Origin of the sequence: Vibrio nigripulchritudo (genome assembly GCF_027924785.1) — a bacterium.
Taxonomy (GTDB): domain Bacteria; phylum Pseudomonadota; class Gammaproteobacteria; order Enterobacterales; family Vibrionaceae; genus Vibrio; species Vibrio nigripulchritudo.
This window is the reverse complement of the sequence record NZ_AP027050.1, coordinates 1,180,050-1,202,098: the sequence shown is the minus strand read 5'-3', so window position 1 is coordinate 1,202,098 and position 22,049 is coordinate 1,180,050. Positions and strand designations below refer to the sequence as shown.

The 22,049-nt window shown below is 44.6% G+C and carries 18 protein-coding genes; 9 read left to right on the top strand and 9 right to left on the bottom strand.

The features are described 5' to 3' along the window. Positions 1-41: 41 nt before the first annotated feature. The 3 genes from QMG91_RS23800 to msrP are packed head-to-tail and all read right to left on the bottom strand — an operon-like array spanning position 42 to position 2,334. Entirely contained in the window at positions 42-680 is a 639-nt protein-coding gene (locus QMG91_RS23800) for a hypothetical protein (RefSeq protein ID WP_004408974.1), read from the bottom strand. A 38-nt stretch (positions 681-718) separates the two neighbouring features. After that, a complete protein-coding gene (gene msrQ, locus QMG91_RS23795; RefSeq protein ID WP_022561478.1) occupies positions 719-1,318 on the bottom strand; it encodes a protein-methionine-sulfoxide reductase heme-binding subunit MsrQ in 600 nt (199 codons plus the stop codon). Continuing rightward, positions 1,318-2,334, bottom strand: coding sequence for a protein-methionine-sulfoxide reductase catalytic subunit MsrP (gene msrP, locus QMG91_RS23790; RefSeq protein ID WP_022561477.1), 1,017 nt, complete (start codon positions 2,332-2,334; stop codon positions 1,318-1,320). Before msrP ends, msrQ begins: the two co-directional genes overlap by 1 nt. A 105-nt stretch (positions 2,335-2,439) precedes the next feature. On the opposite strand from msrP, the gene QMG91_RS23785 reads away from it, so the two are divergent. The 3 genes from QMG91_RS23785 to QMG91_RS23775 all read left to right on the top strand — a co-directional run bounded on the left by QMG91_RS23785 (position 2,440) and on the right by QMG91_RS23775 (position 3,992). After that, positions 2,440-2,676 carry a DUF2164 domain-containing protein gene (locus tag QMG91_RS23785; protein WP_281830550.1) on the top strand — a complete coding sequence of 79 codons (237 nt, stop codon included), beginning with the start codon at positions 2,440-2,442 and terminating at the stop codon, positions 2,674-2,676. Positions 2,677-2,886: 210 nt separating this feature from the next. Beyond that, a complete protein-coding gene (locus QMG91_RS23780; RefSeq protein WP_004408967.1) occupies positions 2,887-3,426 on the top strand; it encodes a cytochrome b in 540 nt (179 codons plus the stop codon). Continuing rightward, the gene (locus QMG91_RS23775; RefSeq protein ID WP_004408965.1) at positions 3,423-3,992 is read left to right on the top strand and encodes a YceI family protein; all 570 of its coding nucleotides are present in this window, start codon (positions 3,423-3,425) and stop codon (positions 3,990-3,992) included. Before QMG91_RS23780 ends, QMG91_RS23775 begins: the two co-directional genes overlap by 4 nt. Before the next feature lie 66 nt (positions 3,993-4,058). On the opposite strand, the gene focA is transcribed toward QMG91_RS23775, so the two are convergent. Then, positions 4,059-5,507 (bottom strand): formate transporter FocA, encoded by a 1,449-nt coding sequence (gene focA / locus QMG91_RS23770; protein ID WP_004408962.1) that lies wholly within the window; start codon positions 5,505-5,507, stop codon positions 4,059-4,061. 471 nt (positions 5,508-5,978) lie between these two features. Between focA and QMG91_RS23765 the strand changes: the two genes are divergently transcribed. Both QMG91_RS23765 and QMG91_RS23760 read left to right on the top strand, forming a co-directional pair. Then, entirely contained in the window at positions 5,979-6,884 is a 906-nt protein-coding gene (locus tag QMG91_RS23765) for a LysR substrate-binding domain-containing protein (protein WP_004408961.1), read from the top strand. 196 nt (positions 6,885-7,080) lie between these two features. After that, complete coding sequence (locus QMG91_RS23760) at positions 7,081-7,551, top strand: DUF1097 domain-containing protein (RefSeq protein ID WP_281830549.1); 471 nt, start codon at positions 7,081-7,083, stop codon at positions 7,549-7,551. Here the strand turns inward: QMG91_RS23760 and QMG91_RS23755 are convergent. Continuing rightward, positions 7,548-9,179: an ATP-dependent endonuclease gene (locus QMG91_RS23755; protein WP_022561474.1), complete on the bottom strand. Its 1,632-nt coding sequence runs from the start codon at positions 9,177-9,179 to the stop codon at positions 7,548-7,550. The two genes, QMG91_RS23760 and QMG91_RS23755, sit on opposite strands and share 4 nt — an antisense overlap. 179 nt (positions 9,180-9,358) lie before the next feature. Between QMG91_RS23755 and QMG91_RS23750 the strand changes: the two genes are divergently transcribed. Further along, positions 9,359-11,056, top strand: a complete 1,698-nt coding sequence (locus tag QMG91_RS23750) for a bifunctional metallophosphatase/5'-nucleotidase (RefSeq protein WP_281830548.1) — start codon at positions 9,359-9,361, stop codon at positions 11,054-11,056. A 274-nt stretch (positions 11,057-11,330) separates the two neighbouring features. Here the strand turns inward: QMG91_RS23750 and QMG91_RS23745 are convergent, their stop codons facing one another. The 4 genes from QMG91_RS23745 to QMG91_RS23730 form a co-directional block, all read right to left on the bottom strand. Continuing rightward, complete coding sequence (locus tag QMG91_RS23745; RefSeq protein WP_281830547.1) at positions 11,331-12,986, bottom strand: ABC-ATPase domain-containing protein; 1,656 nt, start codon at positions 12,984-12,986, stop codon at positions 11,331-11,333. Positions 12,987-13,083: 97 nt separating this feature from the next. Next, a complete protein-coding gene (locus QMG91_RS23740; protein WP_022591901.1) occupies positions 13,084-14,991 on the bottom strand; it encodes a putative bifunctional diguanylate cyclase/phosphodiesterase in 1,908 nt (635 codons plus the stop codon). Positions 14,992-15,259: 268 nt separating this feature from the next. Beyond that, the gene (gene fabV, locus QMG91_RS23735; RefSeq protein ID WP_281830546.1) at positions 15,260-16,405 is read right to left on the bottom strand and encodes an enoyl-ACP reductase FabV; all 1,146 of its coding nucleotides are present in this window, start codon (positions 16,403-16,405) and stop codon (positions 15,260-15,262) included. Positions 16,406-16,487: 82 nt separating this feature from the next. Further along, positions 16,488-17,105, bottom strand: a complete 618-nt coding sequence (locus QMG91_RS23730) for a GDSL-type esterase/lipase family protein (protein ID WP_004409353.1) — start codon at positions 17,103-17,105, stop codon at positions 16,488-16,490. On the opposite strand from QMG91_RS23730, the gene QMG91_RS23725 reads away from it, so the two are divergent. The 3 genes from QMG91_RS23725 (at position 17,104) to QMG91_RS23715 (ending at position 21,998) form a co-directional block, all read left to right on the top strand. Further along, positions 17,104-17,778, top strand: a complete 675-nt coding sequence (locus tag QMG91_RS23725; RefSeq protein WP_281830545.1) for an ABC transporter ATP-binding protein — start codon at positions 17,104-17,106, stop codon at positions 17,776-17,778. The genes QMG91_RS23730 and QMG91_RS23725 overlap by 2 nt on opposite strands. Continuing rightward, positions 17,778-20,249: an ABC transporter permease gene (locus tag QMG91_RS23720; protein ID WP_281830544.1), complete on the top strand. Its 2,472-nt coding sequence runs from the start codon at positions 17,778-17,780 to the stop codon at positions 20,247-20,249. Before QMG91_RS23725 ends, QMG91_RS23720 begins: the two co-directional genes overlap by 1 nt. 288 nt (positions 20,250-20,537) lie before the next feature. Continuing rightward, positions 20,538-21,998, top strand: a complete 1,461-nt coding sequence (locus QMG91_RS23715) for an NAD(P)-binding protein (protein WP_281830543.1) — start codon at positions 20,538-20,540, stop codon at positions 21,996-21,998. The last annotated feature ends 51 nt before the right edge of the window (positions 21,999-22,049 follow it).

Below are 22,049 nucleotides of genomic sequence, written 5' to 3'. Positions count from 1 at the left end.
TTTTAGCTTGAACGCGTTTCATTAAAGCTTTATGACATCGTCTACCTATGCCATTCGAGAATTGAGTATAAATGGATATATTTGAGGATAGGATCTTGGTTGTTAGGTCTTCTTAGTGGATGGGCAAAGTTCATATAACAGGGGCTAATGGAGAACCGTTTTTCCAGCTCTTTGTAAATGGATTGCTCCGATTCCCAGAGCATCACACCCTGTTGTTTATAACGGTCTGTATCTTCAGGCAATTCCGTGTTCCACCAGCTGAATATTTCTCGGCTCCACTTACTTTTAGTAAACCAATGATCGGCGATCACAACCAGAAGATCGTTCGGTTGAATGGCGTATCCGTATTCTGCCTGCCATTGATGGATATCTCGCATCAGTTTTTCACGGCAGCTTTTGCTCGCGCTGATCAAATGGTGGCTGTGTACCCAAACGGTACCAATGTCTGACGACACCCTGAAGTGGAAAGGTTGGTCTGGAACTGGCAGGCTTTCTATGGATTCAAAGTAATTTGGATGGTCGTATTCTGTGAACTTACTTGCCATTCTACGGGCGAATGCAAGACCGAGATGATGCTCGCTCATGCCTCGGTTATGTACAGTAGGGTAGTGGCTCTCACACAGTTTCAGGCAGTCTTCCTGAAAATCAATCAGTCCTTGAATGACTAGGTCTTTTAACAAGCAAAATTCTCCCAGAGTAAGGAGAATTGACGCTCTCCTTACTTAACTAACCAACGTTTTACTTTATCTTTTCTAAATAATAGTAGTAAAAATGAAGAAGTTAGATACAAAACAGGCTCAATTCCTGTTGATTTAACAGACCAAAGATAATGGATCGGAATCAACAAGACTGCGATATAGACCCAATTATGTAAAGCTTGCCAGCGTTTTTTGAGTTTTCTTTGTGCTTGTTGCGTTGATGTAACTGTAAGAACTAAAAGAATAATCCAGCTAATCGCCCCGACAATCAGATATGGTCTGCTGATAATCTCATCAAAAATTAGCGCCCATTCATAAGCCAGATCAAGGGATATGTAAGTGATTAAATGGAGAGCTGCCCACATAAAGGTAAATACGCCAAGTAGTCTACGCGTTCGAATCAACTGACCGGCTTTGAGCCAGCGAACAATAGGAGTCACCAGCATGGTAGCAATCAAGGAGTTTAACGCCGCTTTCCCAGTAAAATGAATGATTTCGTCCACGGGTTCCGCACCAAGGTGACCATTCAAAGCAGCCATGAAAAGCCACACTAAAGAAAACCATTGAACAGCATGAATTAGGGTTTTGACGATCAATATGTGGGCATTACTCAGCGTCATTAATAGTTCCTGTTCAGATCAAGCCCAGTGTACAAGTTAGCGACTTCGTCTTCGTAGCCGTTAAACATCAGCGTATCCTGTCTTGTTGAACTGAATATCTTCCCTTCTCCGATAAAGCGTTCCGACGCCTGACTCCATCTAGGGTGATCCACATTGGGGTTAACGTTCGCGTAAAATCCGTATTCATGCGGCGCAAGCTGACTCCAGGTTGTGGGCGGTTGATGTTCAGTCAGGACAATTTTGACTATGGATTTGATGCTTTTAAACCCATACTTCCAAGGAACCATAAGCCTTAGCGGAGCGCCGTTTTGAGGAGCAAGTGTTTTCCCGTAAAGCCCAACAGACATGATCGCTAACGGGTGCATTGCTTCTTGAATGGTCAACCCTTCAACGTATGGGTAATCGATGCCTCCGCCAATACTGCGGGATTTCTGACCGGGCATTCTTTCAGGATCGTAAAGGGTTTGAAACGCTACAAACTTGGCGTTGCCCTTGGGTTTTGCTTTTTCTATCAATTTACTGATGGGGAAACCCAACCAAGGTACGTTCATCGACCACGCTTCTACGCACCGGAAACGGTAGTATCTGTCCTCTACCGCGAATTGATTCAGAATATCAGCAAAATCGATGGTATAAGGTTCATGCACTTCACCACCTATTTCCACTTGCCATGGGTCTGTTTTAAACCCCTTCGCATTTTCTGCTGGCTGATGTTTGGCGGTTCCAAACTCGTAAAAGTTGTTATAGGTAAGAATTTTTTCTTCTGGGGTCAGAGTCAGGGTGCGATTGGTGTACTTAGATGGAACTGATTTAAGAGGCTTACGAGGATCAATGGTTGGTTCCGGCTCTTTTGATTTAAATACATCGAAAATCCCAGCGTTTGCGGTTCCTGCTATAGGAGCTGTCGCAGCAAGAATACCCATCTTTTTCAATATATTCCGGCGTTCATTATAAACTGACTCGGAAGTAATATCGTTGTCTTTCAGCTGCCAAGATTTTGCGATCCGGATTAGCATAGTGGGCTCCTGGTATTGATACAATGCTTTCAATTATAGACCTGAAGGTATTAGAAAAACTTTCATTAGGTCAACAGACCCTAGTAAGCATAGGAGAATACGGCAATGACCGATATTAAGATCGAACGCGACAAGAAAAATGAATTAATAGAAGAACTTCAGCGGTATCTGATCGATGAACTGGATACAGAAGTAGGTCAGTTTGAAGCAGAATTTCTTCTAGACTTTTTTGTAGAAAAGGCAGGTCCTGCAATCTATAACCAGGCTTTAACGGACGCAAGAGCTGTAATTGAACGAAAAGTGGCTGACATTGATGATGAACTGTATGGTATTGAAAAATGAAGATTAAGTTTGATTCCCATCCAATTTTTACACTGTAAATTCTGTATCGACCTTCATCATTTGCAATAGTTCATCAAATTTCGTTCAAATTTTTCGAATGAGTCAATCAGTTTGTACTACTTTTTGGTAAGTAAATTTTGGTAAATACTTTGTTGCAGCTGACACAGGTTAGCTAACATGTGACAAACATAAATAATAACGAGTAGCAAAATGAGCAACAAACCAAAAAATTATTCGCTTACTGCAAGGATCATACACTGGGTCTCTGCACTGTCAGTCATAGGGCTGTTTGGTGTGGGTCTCTGGATGGTTGATCTGACCTACTACAGCGAGTGGTACAAGACAGCCCCATACTGGCACAAATCTGTCGGTTTGATCCTCGCGGTTGTAACCTTGTTTCGTTTGGTATGGAAGCATGTCAGCGCTCAGCCTTCTATTGAAGGGAAAGCGTTTGAAGTACTTGCGGCTAAATTGGCTCATATAGCGATGTACTTGTTACTGTTTACCTTGTTTGCATCAGGATATCTAATTTCAACGGCCGATGGTCGTGGAATCGAAGTATTTGATTGGTTTGTAGTGCCTTCTATGGGCGAGTTGTTTGCCAATCAACCAGACATAGCAGGGGCAATCCATTATTACGCGGCTTTCGCTTTAATCGGATTGGTGGTTATTCACGCTGCTGCTGCACTTAAACATCACTTCATCGATAAAGATGACACGCTACGCAAAATGATAGGAGTTTCAAAATGAAAAAATCGATTTTCGCAACAGGATTAGCTTTGGCAATGGCACTGCCATTCGGAGCAAGCGCAGCGGATTACGCCATTGATACTAAAGGTGCACACGCATCAGTGAACTTTAAAGTTCCGCACCTTGGTTACAGCTTTATTAAAGGTCGTTTCAACACGTTTAGCGGCGACTTCTCTTACGATGCAAACAATGTTGCGGCATCTAAAGTTAACGTTGTTATTGATACAACTAGCCTTGATTCAAACCACTCAGAGCGTGATAAGCACTTGCGTAGCTCTGACTTCATCAATACAGGTAAGTTTTCTCAGGCGACTTTCAAGAGCACGAAAGTAACTGATAAAGGTAATGGCAAACTGGCTATCGAAGGTGATCTTACTCTTCATGGTGTAACAAGCCCAATCACTATCGACGCTGATTTCATCGGTGAAGGTAAAGACCCGTGGGGCGGTTACCGTGCTGGTTTTGTTGGAACAACCCGTCTAGAGCTTAAAGATTTCAACATTGCTGTCATGGGTGCGTCAAGCTACGTAGACATGGAACTGCATGTAGAAGGCATCCGTAAGTAATTCATATCACATCCCTTCGTGTATGAATGAAGCCCCCAGAAATGGGGGCTTTTTTAATCAACAATGCTAGGCGATTTCTAAATTAGCTTTCTCGGCGTCCTTCTTTTCACCATAGATGGGGCGTAGTGCCTGGATAACATCCATTCTTGTCACCATTCCAATGTATTTTTCACCTTCCAGAACCGGGTAGCACTTCGGCTTATGTGTTTTCATGCTTTTTGCTCTTTCTTCAAGTGAAAGGGTGCTAAAACTGGTCGCGATGCCCATATCTGTTGTTGGGTAAAGCTGGTTTTTGTCGATACACACATACTCGGCAATGTTGAGAAGAGAATCTGAAGCATCTAACGCGACTACATCTCGGCTCATCAGGTCGACGACTTTTTGCCCTTTTGGTGGAATGTAGTCCTGACACCAAAGATCAACCAGTACATCATGTATTGAGAAGAAACCAACAAGGCGATCGTTTTTATCGGTTACTGCCGCACCTTGTAGCCCTGATTCAATCAACGTATCAATAGCTTGTGCAGTTGGTGTTTCTGCTGATAGAGAAAAAGCGGGAAGAGTAATGAGTTCCTTGATGGTGACGTTAGTGTTCATAGTGGTTTCCTTAAGCGAAGACGTTGTTAGTGTTGTTGTAATTGGGTGAATCTGGGCGGCTTTGAGTTTTGGACGGCTGTAAATGGACCAGTTTGCAAGCCCGACCAGGACTGCTCCGCCCACAATGTTGCCAAGCGTCACAGGTATTAGGTTTGCGGTAACAAACTGGACCCAGTTCAAATCCGCATACTGAGCGGGAGATGTTCCAACCTGTGTCCAGAATTCCGCTGGAGCAAAAGTCTGAATGCTCATTCCAAGCGGAACCATGAACATATTCGCAACGCTGTGTTCAAAGCCGCTACTGACAAACATGGCGACAGGCAATATCAACATGGCGGCTTTCGTTGCTGCATTGGTGGCGCAGAAAGACAACCAGATAGCCAGACAAACCAGCAGGTTACAAAGCACGCCAAGGGCAAAAGCCTGTAACGGAGTGTGGTGTACCTTGTGCTGAGCGATGTTCAGGGCGTTCAGTCCCCATTGCCCATGGTCAAGTTGGTACAAACCAGCTGCAGTAACTAACGCCAGAAGAAGCATTGCTCCGAAGAAGTTGCCTATGTACACCTTGCCCCAGGTTGCCAGCATCTTTTTGGCTGAAATCTGGCGGTTTGCCAGCGCTATCGCGGACAAAACAGAACTGGTAAATAGCTCGCCACCACCAATTACTATTAAGATCAGACCCAAACTGAATGCGATGCCGCCAGCCAGGCGACTTAGACCCCAAGACGAATTTTCACTTCCTGTTGTCACAGTGATATAGAAGAGAAAAGCCAGACCGATAAATGCACCCGCCATCATGGCAAGGTAAATAGTGGTACTTGTGGACTTAGCTGTCTTATTGACTGCGTATTTCTCTGCTTCCCCCATCATTTCAGGTGGGGTATTCATTAACTTCAAATGAGAGTCAGGTGCAGACATATTTGCTCCTTATACTCGTGTTCATGACGTGTTCTCCTTTATGAATCTGTGCACTTATCTGCACGGCTCATCTCCAGAATAGGGCGAAGCGTAACTCGATAAAAATTGATAATTTTCAGGATCCACATCAGTTTTATTGATAAGCGTTTGGATGCATGTAAAATAGCCAAAAAAAGATATACCCAAACCACCTCAAGATACTGGTTCAGCGAGAATTGCTTGGTTTTCAGACAAGAAATCGATTTGAAGGTCTAGTGGGTCTAAATCAAAAATCGATACCGAAGTATGAAAGCCAAGCAAACTCGCCCTTGGGAGCTCATCTTCTCTTCCATTTCATCGTCTAAGAACTTGGAAAGGACTGGTCATTACACTGCGTTCTTCTCCTTGAACTGAAAAAGAAGATGAAGCTCTGAACTCAGCATTTTGAGGTGGTTTGGGTATAAGAAAAACAAAGTTCTTCAAAGGAAACCTATGAGATACTCACTCAAACAGTTGGCTGTTTTTGATGCGGTGGCAGACACAGGCAGTGTTAGCCAGGCTGCTGATAACCTTGCCTTAACCCAATCCGCCACCAGCATGTCTCTCGCTCAACTCGAAAAAATGCTCGGTCGTCCCTTGTTCGAAAGGCAAGGTAAAAGGATGATGCTCACCCATTGGGGTACGTGGCTTCGCCCTAAAGCTAAAAAGCTATTACAAGACGCGCAGCAGATAGAGCTGGGTTTTTTCGACCAGCATTTGCTAAGTGGGGAAGTGAGGTTGTGCGCCAGTCAGACGCCTGCAGAACACCTTGTTCCAGACCTTATCAGTATTATTGATAACGACTTTCCAGAGATGCGCATCTCGCTGAAAGTGAAAAGTACGCGCAGTGTAATAGAGGGTGTTCTTGACTATAAATTCGACCTTGGAATCATAGAAGGGCGCTGTGATGACAACCGAATCAACCAAGAGGTTTGGTGTCGCGATCATCTGACGGTAGTAGCGGCGGCGCATCACCCATTTGCTAAAAGAGAAAAGGTGAGTCTCGCTCAATTGGAGCAAGCGAAATGGGTACTCCGAGAACACGGCTCAGGCACACGCAAAGTTTTTGATAGCAACATTCATAATTTAATTGCCGATCTGGATGTATGGCGTGAGTATGAGCACGTCCCCGTTTTGCGGAGCATGGTTGCCAATGGATCTTACTTAACTTGTTTGCCATACCTAGATGTAGAAAGGTTTATCGAATCGGGGCAACTGGTCGCTTTGAATGTGCCAGAACTTAAAATGGAGCGTACATTGTCGTTTATATGGCGAGCAGACATGGTTGATAACCCACTTATCGATTGCATCAAGCGCGAAGGTTTGAGAATGATGAAAAACAAACCAGCGCTTTTGTAGTTTCGAATGTTTAAGTAACAAAACCGAGCAGCATTGAATTGCTGCTTTTTTTGTATCAAAAGAATTGATGTATTCGATTGCCTTAACAGAATGATGCAATAACCCTAACTGAGTGATATATAAATGTGATGTAAGTCGTTTGAAGCGGTGATTGGTTTATATAACATCGCTTTTTGACTGCAATACAGGTTTTACAATGAGCGTACTTTTTGCCATTGCTATCACAACAGGCATTCTCTCGGGTATCTGGGGCTGGTTATCGGTTACTCTCGGCTTAATTAGCTGGGCTGGTTTTTTAGGCTGTACAAGCTATTTTGCGTCTCCTCAAGATGGATTGAAAGGGCTTGGAGCCTCAATTCTAACCAATCTCTCTGGCGTCTTCTGGGCAATGGTTATCATCACCTTTTCTGATTTACTGAGCGTAGAAATTCTAGGTTACGTTGTCACAGCAATTGTGGCATTCATCATGTGTATTCAGGCTAAGAAAAGCTGGCTAGGTTATATACCTGGTACCTTTATTGGATGCTGCGCGACGTTTGCAGCAAACGGGGATTGGGGCATCGTTATCCCATCACTGATTTTGGGTGGAGTGTTTGGTTTTTCCATGAAAGCCAGTGGACAATGGCTTCACACTCACCTTAAGCGTGAAGCCCAACCCACTTCTTAACGATTGCCATTAGCTAGGCTAACGACGCGTTTAAGCGTCCAACGAATCAATATAGGCACCAGCTCGGTGCCGTGATCTTCACAGTAACTCACAATCGCGAGTGCCAGGTCTGGTTTGGCGTACTTTTTGAGTGCCCGAGCGATGACTTTTTTAGGAGGAATAGGGTGATCCAAAGGGATTTTAACCAACTCTTTAAAGAAGGGTTCAAATCCGTTGGCATAAAGAAAATGTTCTATGTCTCTGTCGGGTAGCTCTGTTAACCGGTGCCGTTCCTGTTCGTGATCGAGCAAGCTCCTTACCGAAGCCGCGTACTTTTTACCAGCGGCATCTCCGTCGGTAATCACGTGCCAGTCTATATTGAACGACTGCGCGACCTTCACGAGCGATTTAAGCCCAGACTGAGCAAACTCAATAATCTGAACCCCCTCGGCTGCCAAGTTGTAATCAAGTAATCGGGCAAGCTCGTTAAATAGCCATACTTCCGTTTCGCCTTCTACCAGTAGCCAACAACGCGCAAAGAGTGCACTTGAACGATGAAAACGAATGTGGAATCCAATCTTTCGAAGTTCGTCTGCTGAAAGTCTTTTTAGCGAAATAGCGTGCGCAACGGTACGGTCAGAATGTCGGGACAAGCGACGAATCGAGGAAAGCGGAACGGCTCCAAGCAATTCGGCACTGTTTGTTGTAATGATTTTCTGCATCGGCAGAAGCTGAAAAATACTCCAGGCACGTATTAAGTGCGTTGGGTGCAGGCGTCCTTCGGGATCTTCTATGATAAGAATTGGCCTTGCACAGCGGCGCAACTCACCGGGTCCCTTTGCTTGCAGGTAGGCACTAAGTAACCCCATCATTAGAAGACGAGTCTGTTTATTGTTGTTCTTATCCGCCATTTGAGAAAGCGCGGTTTTGTCCGTGCTGGTGCTGCCAAAGAAAATGCGGTCACGCTGCCTTCTGGGGTTACCTCGGGATTGGCCTTTCACATTAAAGTAGTGTTCTACCAAGTTTTCCATGGAATTTAAGCTACTTCGCATTTCCCCCTTATTTACGTGCCCAGGCATAGCGAGAAGTCGACGGGAAGTGTTCTCGATACGCTTTTCGGCACGTGAGTTGATCTCTTTCTGTTGTTGACTGGCAATTTGCTTGCGGGCATCACGTAAACGGATCACCGGATGAAGTGCCATAAGTTCCTGAGCCAGCTTGTAGGCATGGTGAAGATGCAGTTGGTTACCAGAGCTATCGAGGAACATGTAATTGGTCGAGATCTTGTACTGGTCTCTGGTGGCACTAAGACGATAGATAATGCGCTTGACCCCATCGTCATCAGTTATCCAGACAGGTTTGATCTTTCGGTATCTTCCGGCTTTTTCTTCACCCTCGAAACTGGCTTTCCAGCTCAGAATAATCTGAAGGTGCTGGGTTTGGGGTTCAGAGATGGAGTAGTCGACATGAAAATCCTGCATCACAAACTCGTACGGTTCGCAGTCACTTGGTAAAGCAATCGACAGAGCGTCCAACAGGGAAGATTTGCCCCAGGTGTTCTCGCCAACCAAGGTAGTCAGCTCATCAAAAGCCAAAGATAAGCGCTTAATTCCACGAAATCCTGATATTTCAATTCGTTCTAACTGCATACACACCATACATGAATCAGAGGCTATGCTTTAAGCTTATACCATTTCGAATTTTAGAAGCAGTGATAGGATCACAATATCTAATAAACAATGACTTAGCGAGAGTTTCTAGATAGTTCATAAATATGTCATTAAGGTATAGCTATGATAGAATGGCAAAAAGACAAAAAGAAAAACAAATGAAAAAACAAAACAAAAAAGCCACGCTTACCATAGCGCACATCAACGACACGCACTCCTATTTCGAACCAAGTACCATTCAACTTCACTTAAATATCGGCGGCAGACAAATGTCTCCGTTTATCAGTGTGGGTGGCTTTGCTCGAATCTCAAATCGGCTTCACCAAATTCGCAAAAATGCAGAATCTCAAAACCGGCGTTTTCTCTTTTTCCATGCCGGAGACTGTTTTCAGGGCACGCTGTATTTTTCATTATTTAAAGGACGTGCGAACGCAGAAATGCTCAGCGCATTGAATCCAGATGCCATGGTGGTAGGCAACCACGAACTGGATATGGGTAACGAACCCGTTGCCGATTTCCTGGACCACATCAGTTTTCCAATGATCGCCAGTAACTGGGACCTTTCTTCTGAACTGGACAAGCCAAACCGTCTGAGTGAGAAAGCTAACCTTCATACCTACAAAAAAGAAAAAAGCCACGGCAGTTGGTTAACGTTTGATGCGGACGGAGAGGAGATTGCTGTTTTCAGTTTGTCGCTAGATAAAATGGCAGACATCTCAAACCCAGATGCAGATACGCCTTTCCTGAATGCTAAAGAAACGGCAGAGCAGACAATCAAAGCGATTCAGTCTTCTGGAATAAATAAGATCATTCTACTTAGTCATCTTGGTTACGAAGAAGACAAACAGTTAGCTGAAGAGATTGACGGGGTAAGCCTGATCATAGGTGGGCACACCCATGTAATTCAGGGTGATTTTACGGACATCGGATTAACCAAGCACGATGACTACGGGCTCCTGATAAACGGAACCAGAGTTGTTCAGGCAGGTTGCTACGCTCAGTTTATGGGGCATTGCGAAATTGACTTCGACGAATCTGGTAACGTTACTCGGTTTGAAGGCAAGAACGAACTGCTTGTTGGTCGAAGGCTGGCAATGGATGCAAGCCTGGATGAACTGGTTGATGACAGTGTGTACGACAGAACTCAATCTGTCATTTACTCACACCCTAATGTGATTCGCTGTACAAAAGATCAAGCCATCAAAGCCATACTGGACGACAAGTACCGACCTCAGGTTAATGAGATAAGAGCGAGAGTCATAGGGGAAGCGTCAAAAACTTATCGCCATGTGCGTATCCCAGACGAAGAGGGACCAAGCGAATTAGCGCCAATAGTTTGTCGTTCGTTTGTTGAGGTGATGAATAATGACGGTTATAACGTCGAGTTTGCGGTTCATAATGCCGGTGGGGTTAGAAATTCTCTTCCTGAAGGAAAGATAACGGTAGATGAAGTGGCAGGAAAACTTTTGCCGTTTGCCATTCCGGTGGGCTATTACGACATTAAAGGCAAGTATGTGCGGCAAATGTTGGAAGGTGCAATTAACAATGCACTAAGCAATGGTGTAGTTGGAACAGGCTCTGGCAGCTATCCATACACTTATAATCTCAGATTTGAATATGACGCAGACGCTGAGCTTGGGAACAGAATGTCAACATTGGAAATCAGGCGTGGCGAGCAGTGGGAAGAAGTTGAAGACGACAAAATATATCGTGGTTGTTCAACGGCTTACACCATGAAGGGCAAAGAAGGCTATGACGCTGTGCTGAAGATGGAAGACAAGGGATATGTTTCCAATCATTCCATGGCAGATTGCATGATTACACTGATCCAAGAGAATCCAGAAATATTTATTTGATCATAAATTGAACAGTTGGTCTGTATTTTGCTTTATGTAATTTGAGAGATGATTCACTGCCGGCTACTGAGTAGCCATGAGCATCACTTTTTTTGCATTGGGAGAGTACCTATGTGGAGTAGAGACTGGCTAGACACCGTTATGGTGTGTGTATGGATTTTTGCTTGGTCTGCATTGGTCTATTTTATTCCTTTGACTGGAATGTAATTGCGTATCGAATCCAGACGTTTCTGGAGAAGATACAATTAAGGAGCCGTTCGGCTCCTTTATTTTTTTAGTTAGATTTGAACTGTGACTGACGCATTCTGTTGAGTGCGGCCATTACGTCAATAACACGCGGTTTAGCAAGATCGCCATTATTTGGCATGGTGCTAAACCACTCAGGGTTACTGAGCATTTGTTCAATATCTTTGGCAGGATTTTTAGACCATCCCTGAATTTGAGCTAACTGGAACCAAAGCCAGCCTACAGCGTTAAGCTGGCTTTCGGATTCAATCTGCTCCAATGCACTAAGATCGACCCTTTCTTTGCCAAAACGCAGGCTTGACTTGCCTTTGGCACCGACTCGGAATTTACCGTCAGCCAGAATATTTTGAAGTGCTTTTGCATTGAAGGAGCGTGGCGACAAACGTTCTAGAGAATCAGTGGCTTCCTGAACGCGCTGCGTCGGGTGAAGTTTGATCACTTCTTTCGCTTTCTCGGTCACGTCAATGGCTTGGTAATCATGCATCTGAATCACAGTATCTGCGACATCAAGATAGTCTCCAGAGCCGCCCATAACGATCAGCGTTGAAACTGATAGTTCATCACGGATCTGACCAATTCGGTCAACCAAAGGGGTAATAGGTTCTTCGCCTTTACTGACTAAAGCCTGCATACGCTCATCGCGAATCATAAAGTTCGTCGCAGACGTATCTTCGTCAATAAGCAATGCAGTTGCTCCAGACTCCAGAGATTCCTGTAGCCAAGCGGCTTGCGATGTAGAGCCGGAAGCATCCTGAGTAGAAAACGACTCAGTACTTTTTCCTTGGGGCAGATGATTGATGTAGTTCGATAAGTTAAGCTCGTGCACGCATCGACCGTCTTCTGCACGAATTTTCATCGCATTGGCATCGGTCACGATTCTTTCGCGACCATCTCCGGGAATATGGTCATAAATGGAACGTTCCGCCGCATTGAGCAGAGTCGATTTTCCGTGAAAACCGCCACCCACAACAAGCGTAATTCCATTCGGGATACCCATGCCTTTTATTTTTCCTGAATTTGGAGTGTCCAATTCAACTTCCAAAGAGTCAGGAGATTGAAAAGCAACCGCATCTACCATTGGCAAATCGATGTTGCCCGCTTTACGCGGCAGCACACTGCCGTTAGCAATGAACGCAAGAAGGTTATGTTCAGCGAGTTGACTGCGCAGCGCAACCTGATCTTCCACTGCTTCACAATGTGCTTTTAATCTTTCAATGTCCAGTTCGCGGTTCAGGGTCGCTTTGCGGATGAACTTAGGTAGGTGGAAGGTTAGGATATTTATGGCTTTCTTACCCAACACAGTTCGACCGTCTGCTGGTAGATCAACACGGAATCTCAGTTCAATGCCTTCTTCAGTGAAAATCACAGCCGTTTGATCAAGCACAGTTTGACCGGTTAACGCGATTGTCACGCTGTTTTCCTGGGCAGCAAAATGGGAAAAGGAGCGTGCGATAAAATCTCTTGCGGCTCTTTGGTACGCTGATGAGGTGTCTTTTAGCCATGCGAGTTCGGTTAAAGACCATTTTCGGAAAGCGCGTACACGCGAAGGTGGAGCATATGGATCGGCTTGAGTGTTGTCTATGAACAGCTCAAAATCTCCGAAATCGTAGTTGCCTTTTATTTGCTGGTAACTGCGATAGTTTTGTTTTTCTATTTTTTTCAGTTTGGAGATCAGTTGATCCATGGAACGAGTCACTATTCAGAAAGGAATTAGGGCGAGATTATACCTGAGTACCCTTGAGATTCTAGAGGTAACGTGACGGAGTTCAACGAAAGATAAATCAATGACGCGCTGCGATTCTTTGCCCGTTGAATTTCTTGCTGATCAAGCTGTTCTCAAACTCTCGACTGTTCATTGGTTTTCCATACAAGTAGCCCTGAACATAATCACAGCCTTCATCAAGAATGAACTGCTCTTGGTCATGGCTTTCGACACCTTCCATCACAACTTTGAGTTTCAGCTTCTTCGCAACATGGATAATTGAACGGATGATTTCCTTGTCCTGCTCGCTACCTGAAATTTGATTGATGAAGCTTTTGTCAATTTTGATGCAGTCGAATGGGTATTTTTTTAGGTAACTAAAGGATGAATAGCCCGTTCCAAAGTCATCTAGTGACAGTGTCACACCTAGACCATGAAGCTTTCTTAGTGTCTGCCCGGCAAGAAATTCGTCGGCTATCAGGCTGGACTCGGTCACCTCAAGCTCTAAGCTGTTAGGATTTAGCTTATAGTAATCAAGGAGTTGTTCTATCTGGTCGACAAAATTAGGATCTCTCAACTGCACCGCTGACACATTTATCGCAACTCGAAAATCTTTCATGTATTTGGTCCATTCAGCTGCACGCTGAATGGCGCTGCGGAGTACATAATTACCGACCTCGAAAATCAGACCATTTTTCTCGGCGAGCTGAATTAAAGAGTCGTTCGAGACCTGGCCAAGTACGGGGTGGTTCCACCGAAGCAACGCCTCTGCACCCAACCAATAGCCATTTCTCGGTGAAACCTTAGGTTGAAAATACAGAGTTAAATCATCGTTTCGTACAGCTTGTAGCAGGTAGCTTTCAAGCTGGTTATTGGTGGGGGTAGTAATATTGGAGTTGGCATAAAACGCGTACTTTTTACCGGAATCCTTGCACGCCAGCATGGCTTCTCCCGCATGCTTTAGCATCAGATTGGCGTTGTCTGCGTCGTAAGACGTTGCCACGCCAATAAACGCATGTAGGTGCAAAGGCTGCCCATTAATGAAAAATTCCGACTGACCAATATCTACTAGCTTTTGGCAGAGAGCCGCGAGGTTATGCTGAGCTTCGTCGATTTCAAGAGCAAAGACCAGATCGATGGTCGATGTGCGTGCGGTTATGCTGTGTAACACATCGATGAAGCCAACTCGCTTTCGATACTCCTTGAGCACAGTATCAAACACTTCGTACCCATGCTTGGCAAGCAGGCGGCGACCATTGGTAAAGCCGACATGCACAAACGCCAATGTGTGATCCGTTGATTTCATCTGACCCAGCAAAGTCTGAGCTTCATCGATAAGCGCAAGACGATTCAGAAAGCCGGTTCCCAAATCATGCGACTGTTGGTACAGCACCTTTTGTTCTGCGGCTTTACGTCGGTCGATCTCAGTTCCCAAAGAATAGTTAAGACTGGCGAGATCTTGTGTGCGGCTCTGAACCCGGCTTCTCAACTCTTTATTTGTTTGTTCTAACTGATATTGCTGGTAGAGCAGCGTCAACTGAGATTCAACGGACTCCCGAAAAGAATCCAACAATGCCATTATTGTCGGAGTGAAAGCGTTTTCTTGGTTATCCAGAATACAGATGGTTCCAAATGGTTCGCCGCAAGGCCAGTTGAGAGGAAGACCGTGATAGGCGATCATACCGAGCGACACATCAGGGTTGTCATCCCATTCTTTATCTTTCAAGGCATTGGGAACACTCAATGATCGTTGTTCGGTGATGACCGTTTCGCAGTAAAGCTGACCATTAAGAGGCTCACATTCGTTTTCCCGGTAGGGTGATTCGGTAGAATCGTTGGCTTTGTAGACTTCGATAGAGTGTCGATGCACTTTCATGATCAGTGCAGACGGAACGTCCGATAATTCCGCGACTAAGTTTACGACTTGCTGCCAGCTCTTTTGCATGTACGCTGGGATTTCTATCTGACTGACGTCAATTTTCGACATGGAGTCCTTTCCGTTACTGCGATTACCTTGCTTTCATATGATCATTATATGACGGCGGATCGCCGTACAGCGGGTTAGATGTGGAATTGTCGCAAAATAGAGTCAGTACACCATTTTTTCACGGCGGTTTCAGTTCAATGCGTAAGTTTGAGATCTGAGTCTGAGCTTTTTAATAGGAAATGTTGTTTGAACATCATTAGAAACTAGCAGGCACTCTTCCCAAATAACAAAGAGTTAGAGTGCCTGACTGGTTTATCAAACGTTTAATTTAGCTTTGCTCAGAAAGGTAACCGTTAAGCTCCAGAAAATCCGATTTATACCCTTGGAAGTCGCCAAGCTCTTTGAAATTGTCAGCATTCATGTTTTTAAGTATTTGCTGAACTTGATTTTGTGTATCACTATCCAGCTCAAACTCGTCCAAGCGAATCAATCGTTCGCAATCCACGGGTACAGTGTCCATAAACAGTTTGTCACGGAATAAACGCTGCATCTGTTCGATACACCCTTCATGTGTTCCTTTTTCTTTCATGATTTTGTACAGCGCCAAAATATAAGGGCTGAACGTCGGAATAAACACAGAAGCCTTGGTGACAAGTGCTTTACAGACACAGGCATAGGCACCGCCTTGATACTGTGAAAGCTTAAGATTTAAGGAGTGACTGGTTTGGTGTAGATCGATTTTGGCGTGACCAAGTGTGCCATCGAGATAAATAGGGTGGGTGACCTCAGATCCAACATAAGAGAACGCGACGGTTTTACAGCCAGGGGCTATGGAATCGGCGTTAATCAGCGTGTCTATCCAGCTTTCCCAGTCTTCACCGCCCATCACTTTAACTGTGGATTCTAGCTCTTGAGGTGTGGCTGGTGGAATAGTTTGTTCTTCCCAAGTGTCGTTATCCAAGCGAATAGAGGCACCGACAACAGCTTCATCCAGTGGTTTAATGGAGGAGCACCAAAAATCGCCATTTCCAACAGGTCTTCTGCCTGCCGCGATACTGTATACGATGAGGTCGACTTCACCTTCAAAATACGTTTCGATGGCTTCAACCACCTGTTCGCGGGTTTGGGAAGAAAACGCATCGCCATTAATGTTTACGGCGACTCGACCTTCTTCGCTAGCGACCTGTTTAAAGTATTCATTATTGTGCCAGCCAGCACTGCCGCTGAATTCTTCGGTAGGGGCTTTTTCGTATGAAACACTGATAGTGTCTGCATTGGCACCACCAAAAGTCAGCGCAATTCTAGCTGCAAGTCCAAATCCAGATGAGCCGCCCAATATAAGTACACGTTTGGGTGAAGTGTTTACAGATTGACTGTTTTTTACACTTTCAATTTGTTTATCGACCGTTTTGCGACAACCTTCGGAGTTTGCTGAGCGTGCGATAACACCTTCAATGATTGGCTTGTTCTGCATTTTTTTTATCCTAGTTATATCGGCAACTGTTTAACCTTAACTTATTTGAGGATATATGGAATTGAGCTAGAACAGCAAACCGTTAGTAATTGGTGTCATTTTTTAGAATTGGGGCGATTTGTTGTGCTACAAAATCAGAAATCCAGGGTTGAGCTTCTGGTTTTGGGTGCAAACCATCACTCATCATCCATTCAGGTTTGATTATGACCTGTTCTAAAAAGAATGGAATGAGTGGAATTTTATACTCATCGGCGAGGTCTACGTAGATGTCTGCGAACAAATTGCTGTAGCGTGTACCATAGTTAGGTGGAACACGAATTTGCATTAAGATTGGGGTCGCTCCAGAATCTTCGCTCAATTCAATCAGTTTGCGAAGGTTTTTGTTGATCGTTTTGGGTGGAAAACCTCGTAAACCATCATTGGCACCAAGCTCAATGAGAACCCAATTTGGACTGTGTTCCTCAAGCAATCCTGGAAGTTTCGCCAGTCCATTACCTGTTGTGTCACCTGAAACACTGCCGTTCTGTATTGAGACATTCAGGTCATATTCATTTAGAGAATGCGAAAGTAAGGATGGCCAACTTTGTTCGGCTTTCATTTGATAGCCCGCACTTAAGCTGTCACCCAAGATGAGTAGGGTCTGTGCAGACGCTATAGTAGAAAACAGAAAACAAAATAAGACCGAAAGGAAACGTAACATGCCATCATCCGTCATAAAAGCTGATTCAATTTCTAAACAAGTTACTACTAATCAAGAACATTTAACAATCCTTGAAAACGTAAATTTAGAAATTAATCGTGGTGAGAGCGTCGCAATCGTAGGTACTTCTGGTGCAGGAAAATCCACTCTCATGACCCTACTGGCGGGGCTTGACACACCCACTTCAGGTGAAATCACTTTACTGGGTAAACCGCTTTCAAAATTAGATGATGAGGCACGAGCCGCTTTGCGAAGCGAAACCGTCGGCTTTGTTTTTCAGAGCTTCCTTTTAATTCCAAGTTTAACGGCAATCGAAAACGTGACGTTACCTTGCTTGCTCAAAGGTGAAGAGGAAGATATTGACCGAGCGCGCTCCCTTCTGGAGTCTGTCGGGCTTGGTCATCGTGAAAACCACCTTCCTACTCAGCTTTCTGGTGGTGAACAACAGCGTGTCGCCCTTGCCAGAGCTTTTATGATCAAACCGCAGATCCTGTTTGCCGATGAACCTACAGGCAATCTGGATCAGCACACCGCTTCTAATATTGTGGAGCGTCTTTTTGACCTCAATAAACAACATGGAACCACGTTGATTCTGGTTACTCATGATCCGGAATTAGCGAAACGATGCGATCGCACCTTCCACATGCAAGCTGGTCAGTTGGAGGTCGCGTAATGGAAGAAATTCAAGCTCAGGTTGTTCAACCTAAAATTAAAATGCCAAATCGGCAGCTTTTCAGTTGGAGTTTGAGAGAAATTCGTCAGGGTCAGTTGTGGCCTATTTCTGCTGCACTCACTCTTATCATCGCTTGTATTTTTGCTCTGACGGCACTCGCAGACCGAATGGAGCAGGTAATCGTAAAGCAAGGCAAAGACGCTCTTACTGCCGATTCTGTGTTTGTTTCCGCTAATCCCATTCCTGAGTTACTTTTGGGTCAGGTAAGAGATAACAATTTGGAAACCACCACTCTTACTCGCTTTGCCACCATGGCGTTCAGTGATGAAGACATGCAGCTTGTGACCGTCAAGGCAGTTGGCGATGCCTACCCACTGCGTGGTGAGCTTATCCTAACCGATGAGAGTGGTAATAAATCATCGGTGTCGCAAGGTGAACTCTGGCTTGAACAGCGAGTCATGGATCAGCTGAATGTAAATATTGGTGACAGCGTCACTATAGGTGATGCTGACTTACAAGTTACAGGTGTGATTACTGAAGAGCCCGGATTATCTTTTAACCCGTTTCAGCAAATGCCGTCAGTGATGATCAACAGTGCTGACATAGAAAAAACAGGAGCGTTACAGCTTGGTAGCCGTGTTCAGTTCCGGTTATTTCTAAACGGCGATTCCAATGCAATTCAGTCAATCGTCGACAGCACGGAGTTAACGCCGAGCGATCGTTGGTTAACTGAAAATACCCAAAGCCGCACGTCTGATGTCTTTTCCAGAACAAAACAATATCTTTCACTGACTGTTGCCATTGTAATATTGATGGCGGCAACGACGTTGGTATTGACCTGCCAGCATTATGTCTCTAACCGCCGGCAGACAATTGCAATGCTGAAGAGTATTGGTGCGAGCAAAAACTGGATTGCTCGCTGGTTGTGGGTGCAGTTAGGGGTTTTGTTTGCTATTGGAATTACTTTTGGTATAGCGATCGGAATTGGTTTAGAGGTTTTACTTCGATTGCCAATGGCTGACTTACTGCCAGACCCACTGCCTTCGTATGGCATCTCTCCATACTTATATTCAGTCGTGACTTGTATTCTGATCAGTGTACCCGCACTGGGGATTCCTTTGCTGCATCTTTTAAACACACCTGCGTTGAGTGTGATGCAGGATTCGGCACTGAAAGTTAATAGAAAATCACTATTGCTTCTTTTGGTTCCAGTGATTCCGATGCTTGTGGTTTATGGTAGCAACCTAATGGTGTGGATGGTGCTCGTCGGTATTGTCGTTTTGTTCGCGGTGCTTGGCTTGGTCAGTTCATTACTGACTCGATTGGTCAGCAAGCTTCCCATGAACACCACGATGAAGCTCGCAGTCAGCCGACTGAACCGAACCAGCGTAGCAAGTGGCGTACAGTTTGCTGCTCTGGCACTTTCATTAATGCTACTTTCAGTGATTTGGCTGGTCAGAACAGACTTGTTATCGGACTGGCAGCAAACATTGCCTGATGATGCACCAAACGTGTTTGCGTTAAATATTGCCTCTACCGAAGTCGACAGCTATCTGACCACGTTGGATGAAAATGTTCAGGATCGATCTGAGGCTTATCCTATTATTCGTGGTCGTGTAAGCACCATCAATGGTATCCCTGCGAAGGATTACGTTCTTAATAAGCGGGGAGCTGAAGAAGAGACTGATGCTCTGAGTAGAGAATTGAACTTTACCTGGGCTGATCAGATTCCGGCGCACAATGATTTGCTGGAAGGTGAGTGGGTAGGGAAAGGTTCTGTATCTGTTGAAAGCGATGTCATGTCAGAGCTTGGGCTGGAGATAGGAGACACTCTTACGTATGTGATAAATGGAGTTACTGTTGAAGCAAAAGTGGATTCGGTGCGTCATGTAGAATGGCGTGAGATGAAACCGAACTTTTACTTCATTTTCTCACCTGATGTGTTGGAAAGTATTCCTTCCACTTACCTAGTTAGCTTTCGCATCAATGATGAACAAAAACCATTCCTGAACCAGCTATCCAGAAGCTATCCAACGGTCAGTGTGATGGATATCAGTACCATGGGCGCTAAGATACAAGAGCTCCTCAGACAAATCGTCTGGGCTATTACTGTGCTTGCTGCATTAGGAGTGATTGCCGGTTTAATGCTTATTTTCACTTTGCTGCGGTTAAGCCTTTCACAGCGCCAGCAGGAAATACGCCTCTACCGCACGCTCGGAGCGTCGAAAAAGCGTATTTCTAATACTCTATGGTGCGAATTTGGTTTAATGGCAATTATTGCAGGAATAATTGCAAGCTTTGGTGCCGAGGTCAGTGTAGCAAGCTTAATGAAATGGGGATTCGAATTAACACCTAATGCACACCCTTGGTTGTGGTTAATTCTTCCAGTGCTCAGTTTTGCGACACTTGGATTAGTTCTTAACACCCTGATAAAACGGTTATTAATTCCTGTGAATAAAGGTGCATACTGACCTGCTGTGAATAACTAAGGGTGACTTATCCACAAAATCGGTGGATAAATATTGGGATAACTTTGGGCGAAATATCACTTGATATTCGCCCAAGCCAGTAGCTTAGGAACTTTGCAGCAATTTGTTATTCACAAAACTGAAATGTCCTTATCTTCAAGCCTATCGGTCAAGTATTTTTTAAGTTTTTTTTGATCCTTCTTTATAACTAATAAGTACAAGAAAAATGTGATTTTCTTCAAAACAATATCTGAGTAAAATACTTAGGTAATTAAAATACTTAGCAAAGACATGACCCTCAAAGCATTCAAAGAACACGAATCAGTTAAAGTTGGCATTATTGGTGGTGGAATAGCAGGTTCAACGGCCGCTCTGAAATTATCTGAGATGGGGTTAGACGTATCGCTTTTTGAGAAGCGAGACAGTTTAGTAAGTGGTCCACCCATCTGCCATTTACATGCAGGTGGCAATTTATATCGGGAGATTTCTGAAGTCCAGTGTATTGAGCTGCTTAGGCAATCCATAGATACGGTAAAATTGTATCGTCACACCATTAATATCCGACCTACCGTTCTCGCAGTTCCAAACAGCGATTCGGGCAGTGCGACAGAGATATTGCCTCGCCTAAATGCAATCAAAGCTTATTACCAGTCTCTGGTAAATCAGGACCCCACAAATAAAGTGCTTGGGGAGCCAGAAAGCTACTTTGTTGAATATTCCAAGGAAAAATTACTTTCCTTGAAAGACAAAACTCAGCCAAAAGAACCTGTGACCTTCGATGACTGGATGATTCCGTTTGCCCAACACACCGATCTTGAACAAATCAAGTTTCCAGTCATAGCGGTTCAGGAGTTTGGGTGGAGTGTATTCCGTCTCTCATCTACGGTTGATCTGGCTTTAGAGTCTTCAAGCCACTGTAAGGTTTTTCTTGAAACTGAAGTACAGTCTGTGAAACAGACAAATACGGGATGGGAGCTAGCGTACGTACACCGTAATGAATTGAAACCTGAAGTGGTTGAAATTGACTACCTCATTAACGCAAGTGGTTATGAAACGGGAACAGTTGACGACTGGGTGAACAAACCTAAGCAACGTCTGGTGGAGTTCAAGGCCGCTTACGTGACGAGATGGGAAGAGTGCGGGCAACTTTGGCCAGAGGTTATTTTTCATGGTCCAAGAGCAACTCCGGCAGGAATGGCGCAACTAACGCCCTACGCCAACGGTGTATTTCAGCTCCACGGGATGACGGAATCTATTACCTTGTTTGATGATGGGTTGGTCGCCAGTACCGAAAAAAGTTCGCAGCCAGAGTTGCCGAGTTATCTTTCCAACAAAATTAAACACGGTTGGACAGTAGAGCAACAATCGGAACGTACAAACCGCGCGATTCAGCATATGTCTAAATTTATTCCCTCATTTTCTGGTGCTAAAAGTGAAGGAAAGCCGTTGTTTGGAGCGCAGCAAGTGCCCGGAAATGATGTCACGCTTAGGGCGGCAGACGTATCATTTGAAGGGAGTAACTATGCCCGAATGGAAATTGTGAAAGGATCATCTGCCTTGGAAGCTGCCGATCGAATTGCTCGACACATGGCTGAGCAAGGTCTTGTAGGTCGAGGGGAACAATCTTTCAACTGGCAAATTTTGGATGGAATTGAGGAGTCGGATGTTGTCGGCAGAGCCGTTGAGCTAGCTAAAATGAGACAATACCCTGATGAACTCGCGCTTATTGCCGGGGTGTCTAAACCTATCTAGCTTTAGTTAATTTAAATTGAACTTGATAAGCCCGCTTACAACAGCGGGCTT

What these genes read in the sequence shown, in the direction of transcription:
- focA (WP_004408962.1), bottom strand. Translation starts at nt 5,507, where the DNA reads ATGTCTGCACCTGACTCTCATTTGAAGTTAATGAATACCCCACCTGAA.
- QMG91_RS23730 (WP_004409353.1), bottom strand. Translation starts at nt 17,105, where the DNA reads ATGTTACGTTTCCTTTCGGTCTTATTTTGTTTTCTGTTTTCTACTATA.
- fabV (WP_281830546.1), bottom strand. Translation starts at nt 16,405, where the DNA reads ATGCAGAACAAGCCAATCATTGAAGGTGTTATCGCACGCTCAGCAAAC.
- QMG91_RS23715 (WP_281830543.1), top strand. Translation starts at nt 20,538, where the DNA reads ATGACCCTCAAAGCATTCAAAGAACACGAATCAGTTAAAGTTGGCATT.
- QMG91_RS23755 (WP_022561474.1), bottom strand. Translation starts at nt 9,179, where the DNA reads ATGCAGTTAGAACGAATTGAAATATCAGGATTTCGTGGAATTAAGCGC.
- QMG91_RS23760 (WP_281830549.1), top strand. Translation starts at nt 7,081, where the DNA reads ATGAGCGTACTTTTTGCCATTGCTATCACAACAGGCATTCTCTCGGGT.
- QMG91_RS23775 (WP_004408965.1), top strand. Translation starts at nt 3,423, where the DNA reads ATGAAAAAATCGATTTTCGCAACAGGATTAGCTTTGGCAATGGCACTG.
- QMG91_RS23780 (WP_004408967.1), top strand. Translation starts at nt 2,887, where the DNA reads ATGAGCAACAAACCAAAAAATTATTCGCTTACTGCAAGGATCATACAC.
- msrP (WP_022561477.1), bottom strand. Translation starts at nt 2,334, where the DNA reads ATGCTAATCCGGATCGCAAAATCTTGGCAGCTGAAAGACAACGATATT.
- QMG91_RS23725 (WP_281830545.1), top strand. Translation starts at nt 17,104, where the DNA reads ATGCCATCATCCGTCATAAAAGCTGATTCAATTTCTAAACAAGTTACT.
- QMG91_RS23785 (WP_281830550.1), top strand. Translation starts at nt 2,440, where the DNA reads ATGACCGATATTAAGATCGAACGCGACAAGAAAAATGAATTAATAGAA.
- QMG91_RS23740 (WP_022591901.1), bottom strand. Translation starts at nt 14,991, where the DNA reads ATGTCGAAAATTGACGTCAGTCAGATAGAAATCCCAGCGTACATGCAA.
- QMG91_RS23720 (WP_281830544.1), top strand. Translation starts at nt 17,778, where the DNA reads ATGGAAGAAATTCAAGCTCAGGTTGTTCAACCTAAAATTAAAATGCCA.
- msrQ (WP_022561478.1), bottom strand. Translation starts at nt 1,318, where the DNA reads ATGACGCTGAGTAATGCCCACATATTGATCGTCAAAACCCTAATTCAT.
- QMG91_RS23765 (WP_004408961.1), top strand. Translation starts at nt 5,979, where the DNA reads ATGAGATACTCACTCAAACAGTTGGCTGTTTTTGATGCGGTGGCAGAC.
- QMG91_RS23750 (WP_281830548.1), top strand. Translation starts at nt 9,359, where the DNA reads ATGAAAAAACAAAACAAAAAAGCCACGCTTACCATAGCGCACATCAAC.
- QMG91_RS23745 (WP_281830547.1), bottom strand. Translation starts at nt 12,986, where the DNA reads ATGGATCAACTGATCTCCAAACTGAAAAAAATAGAAAAACAAAACTAT.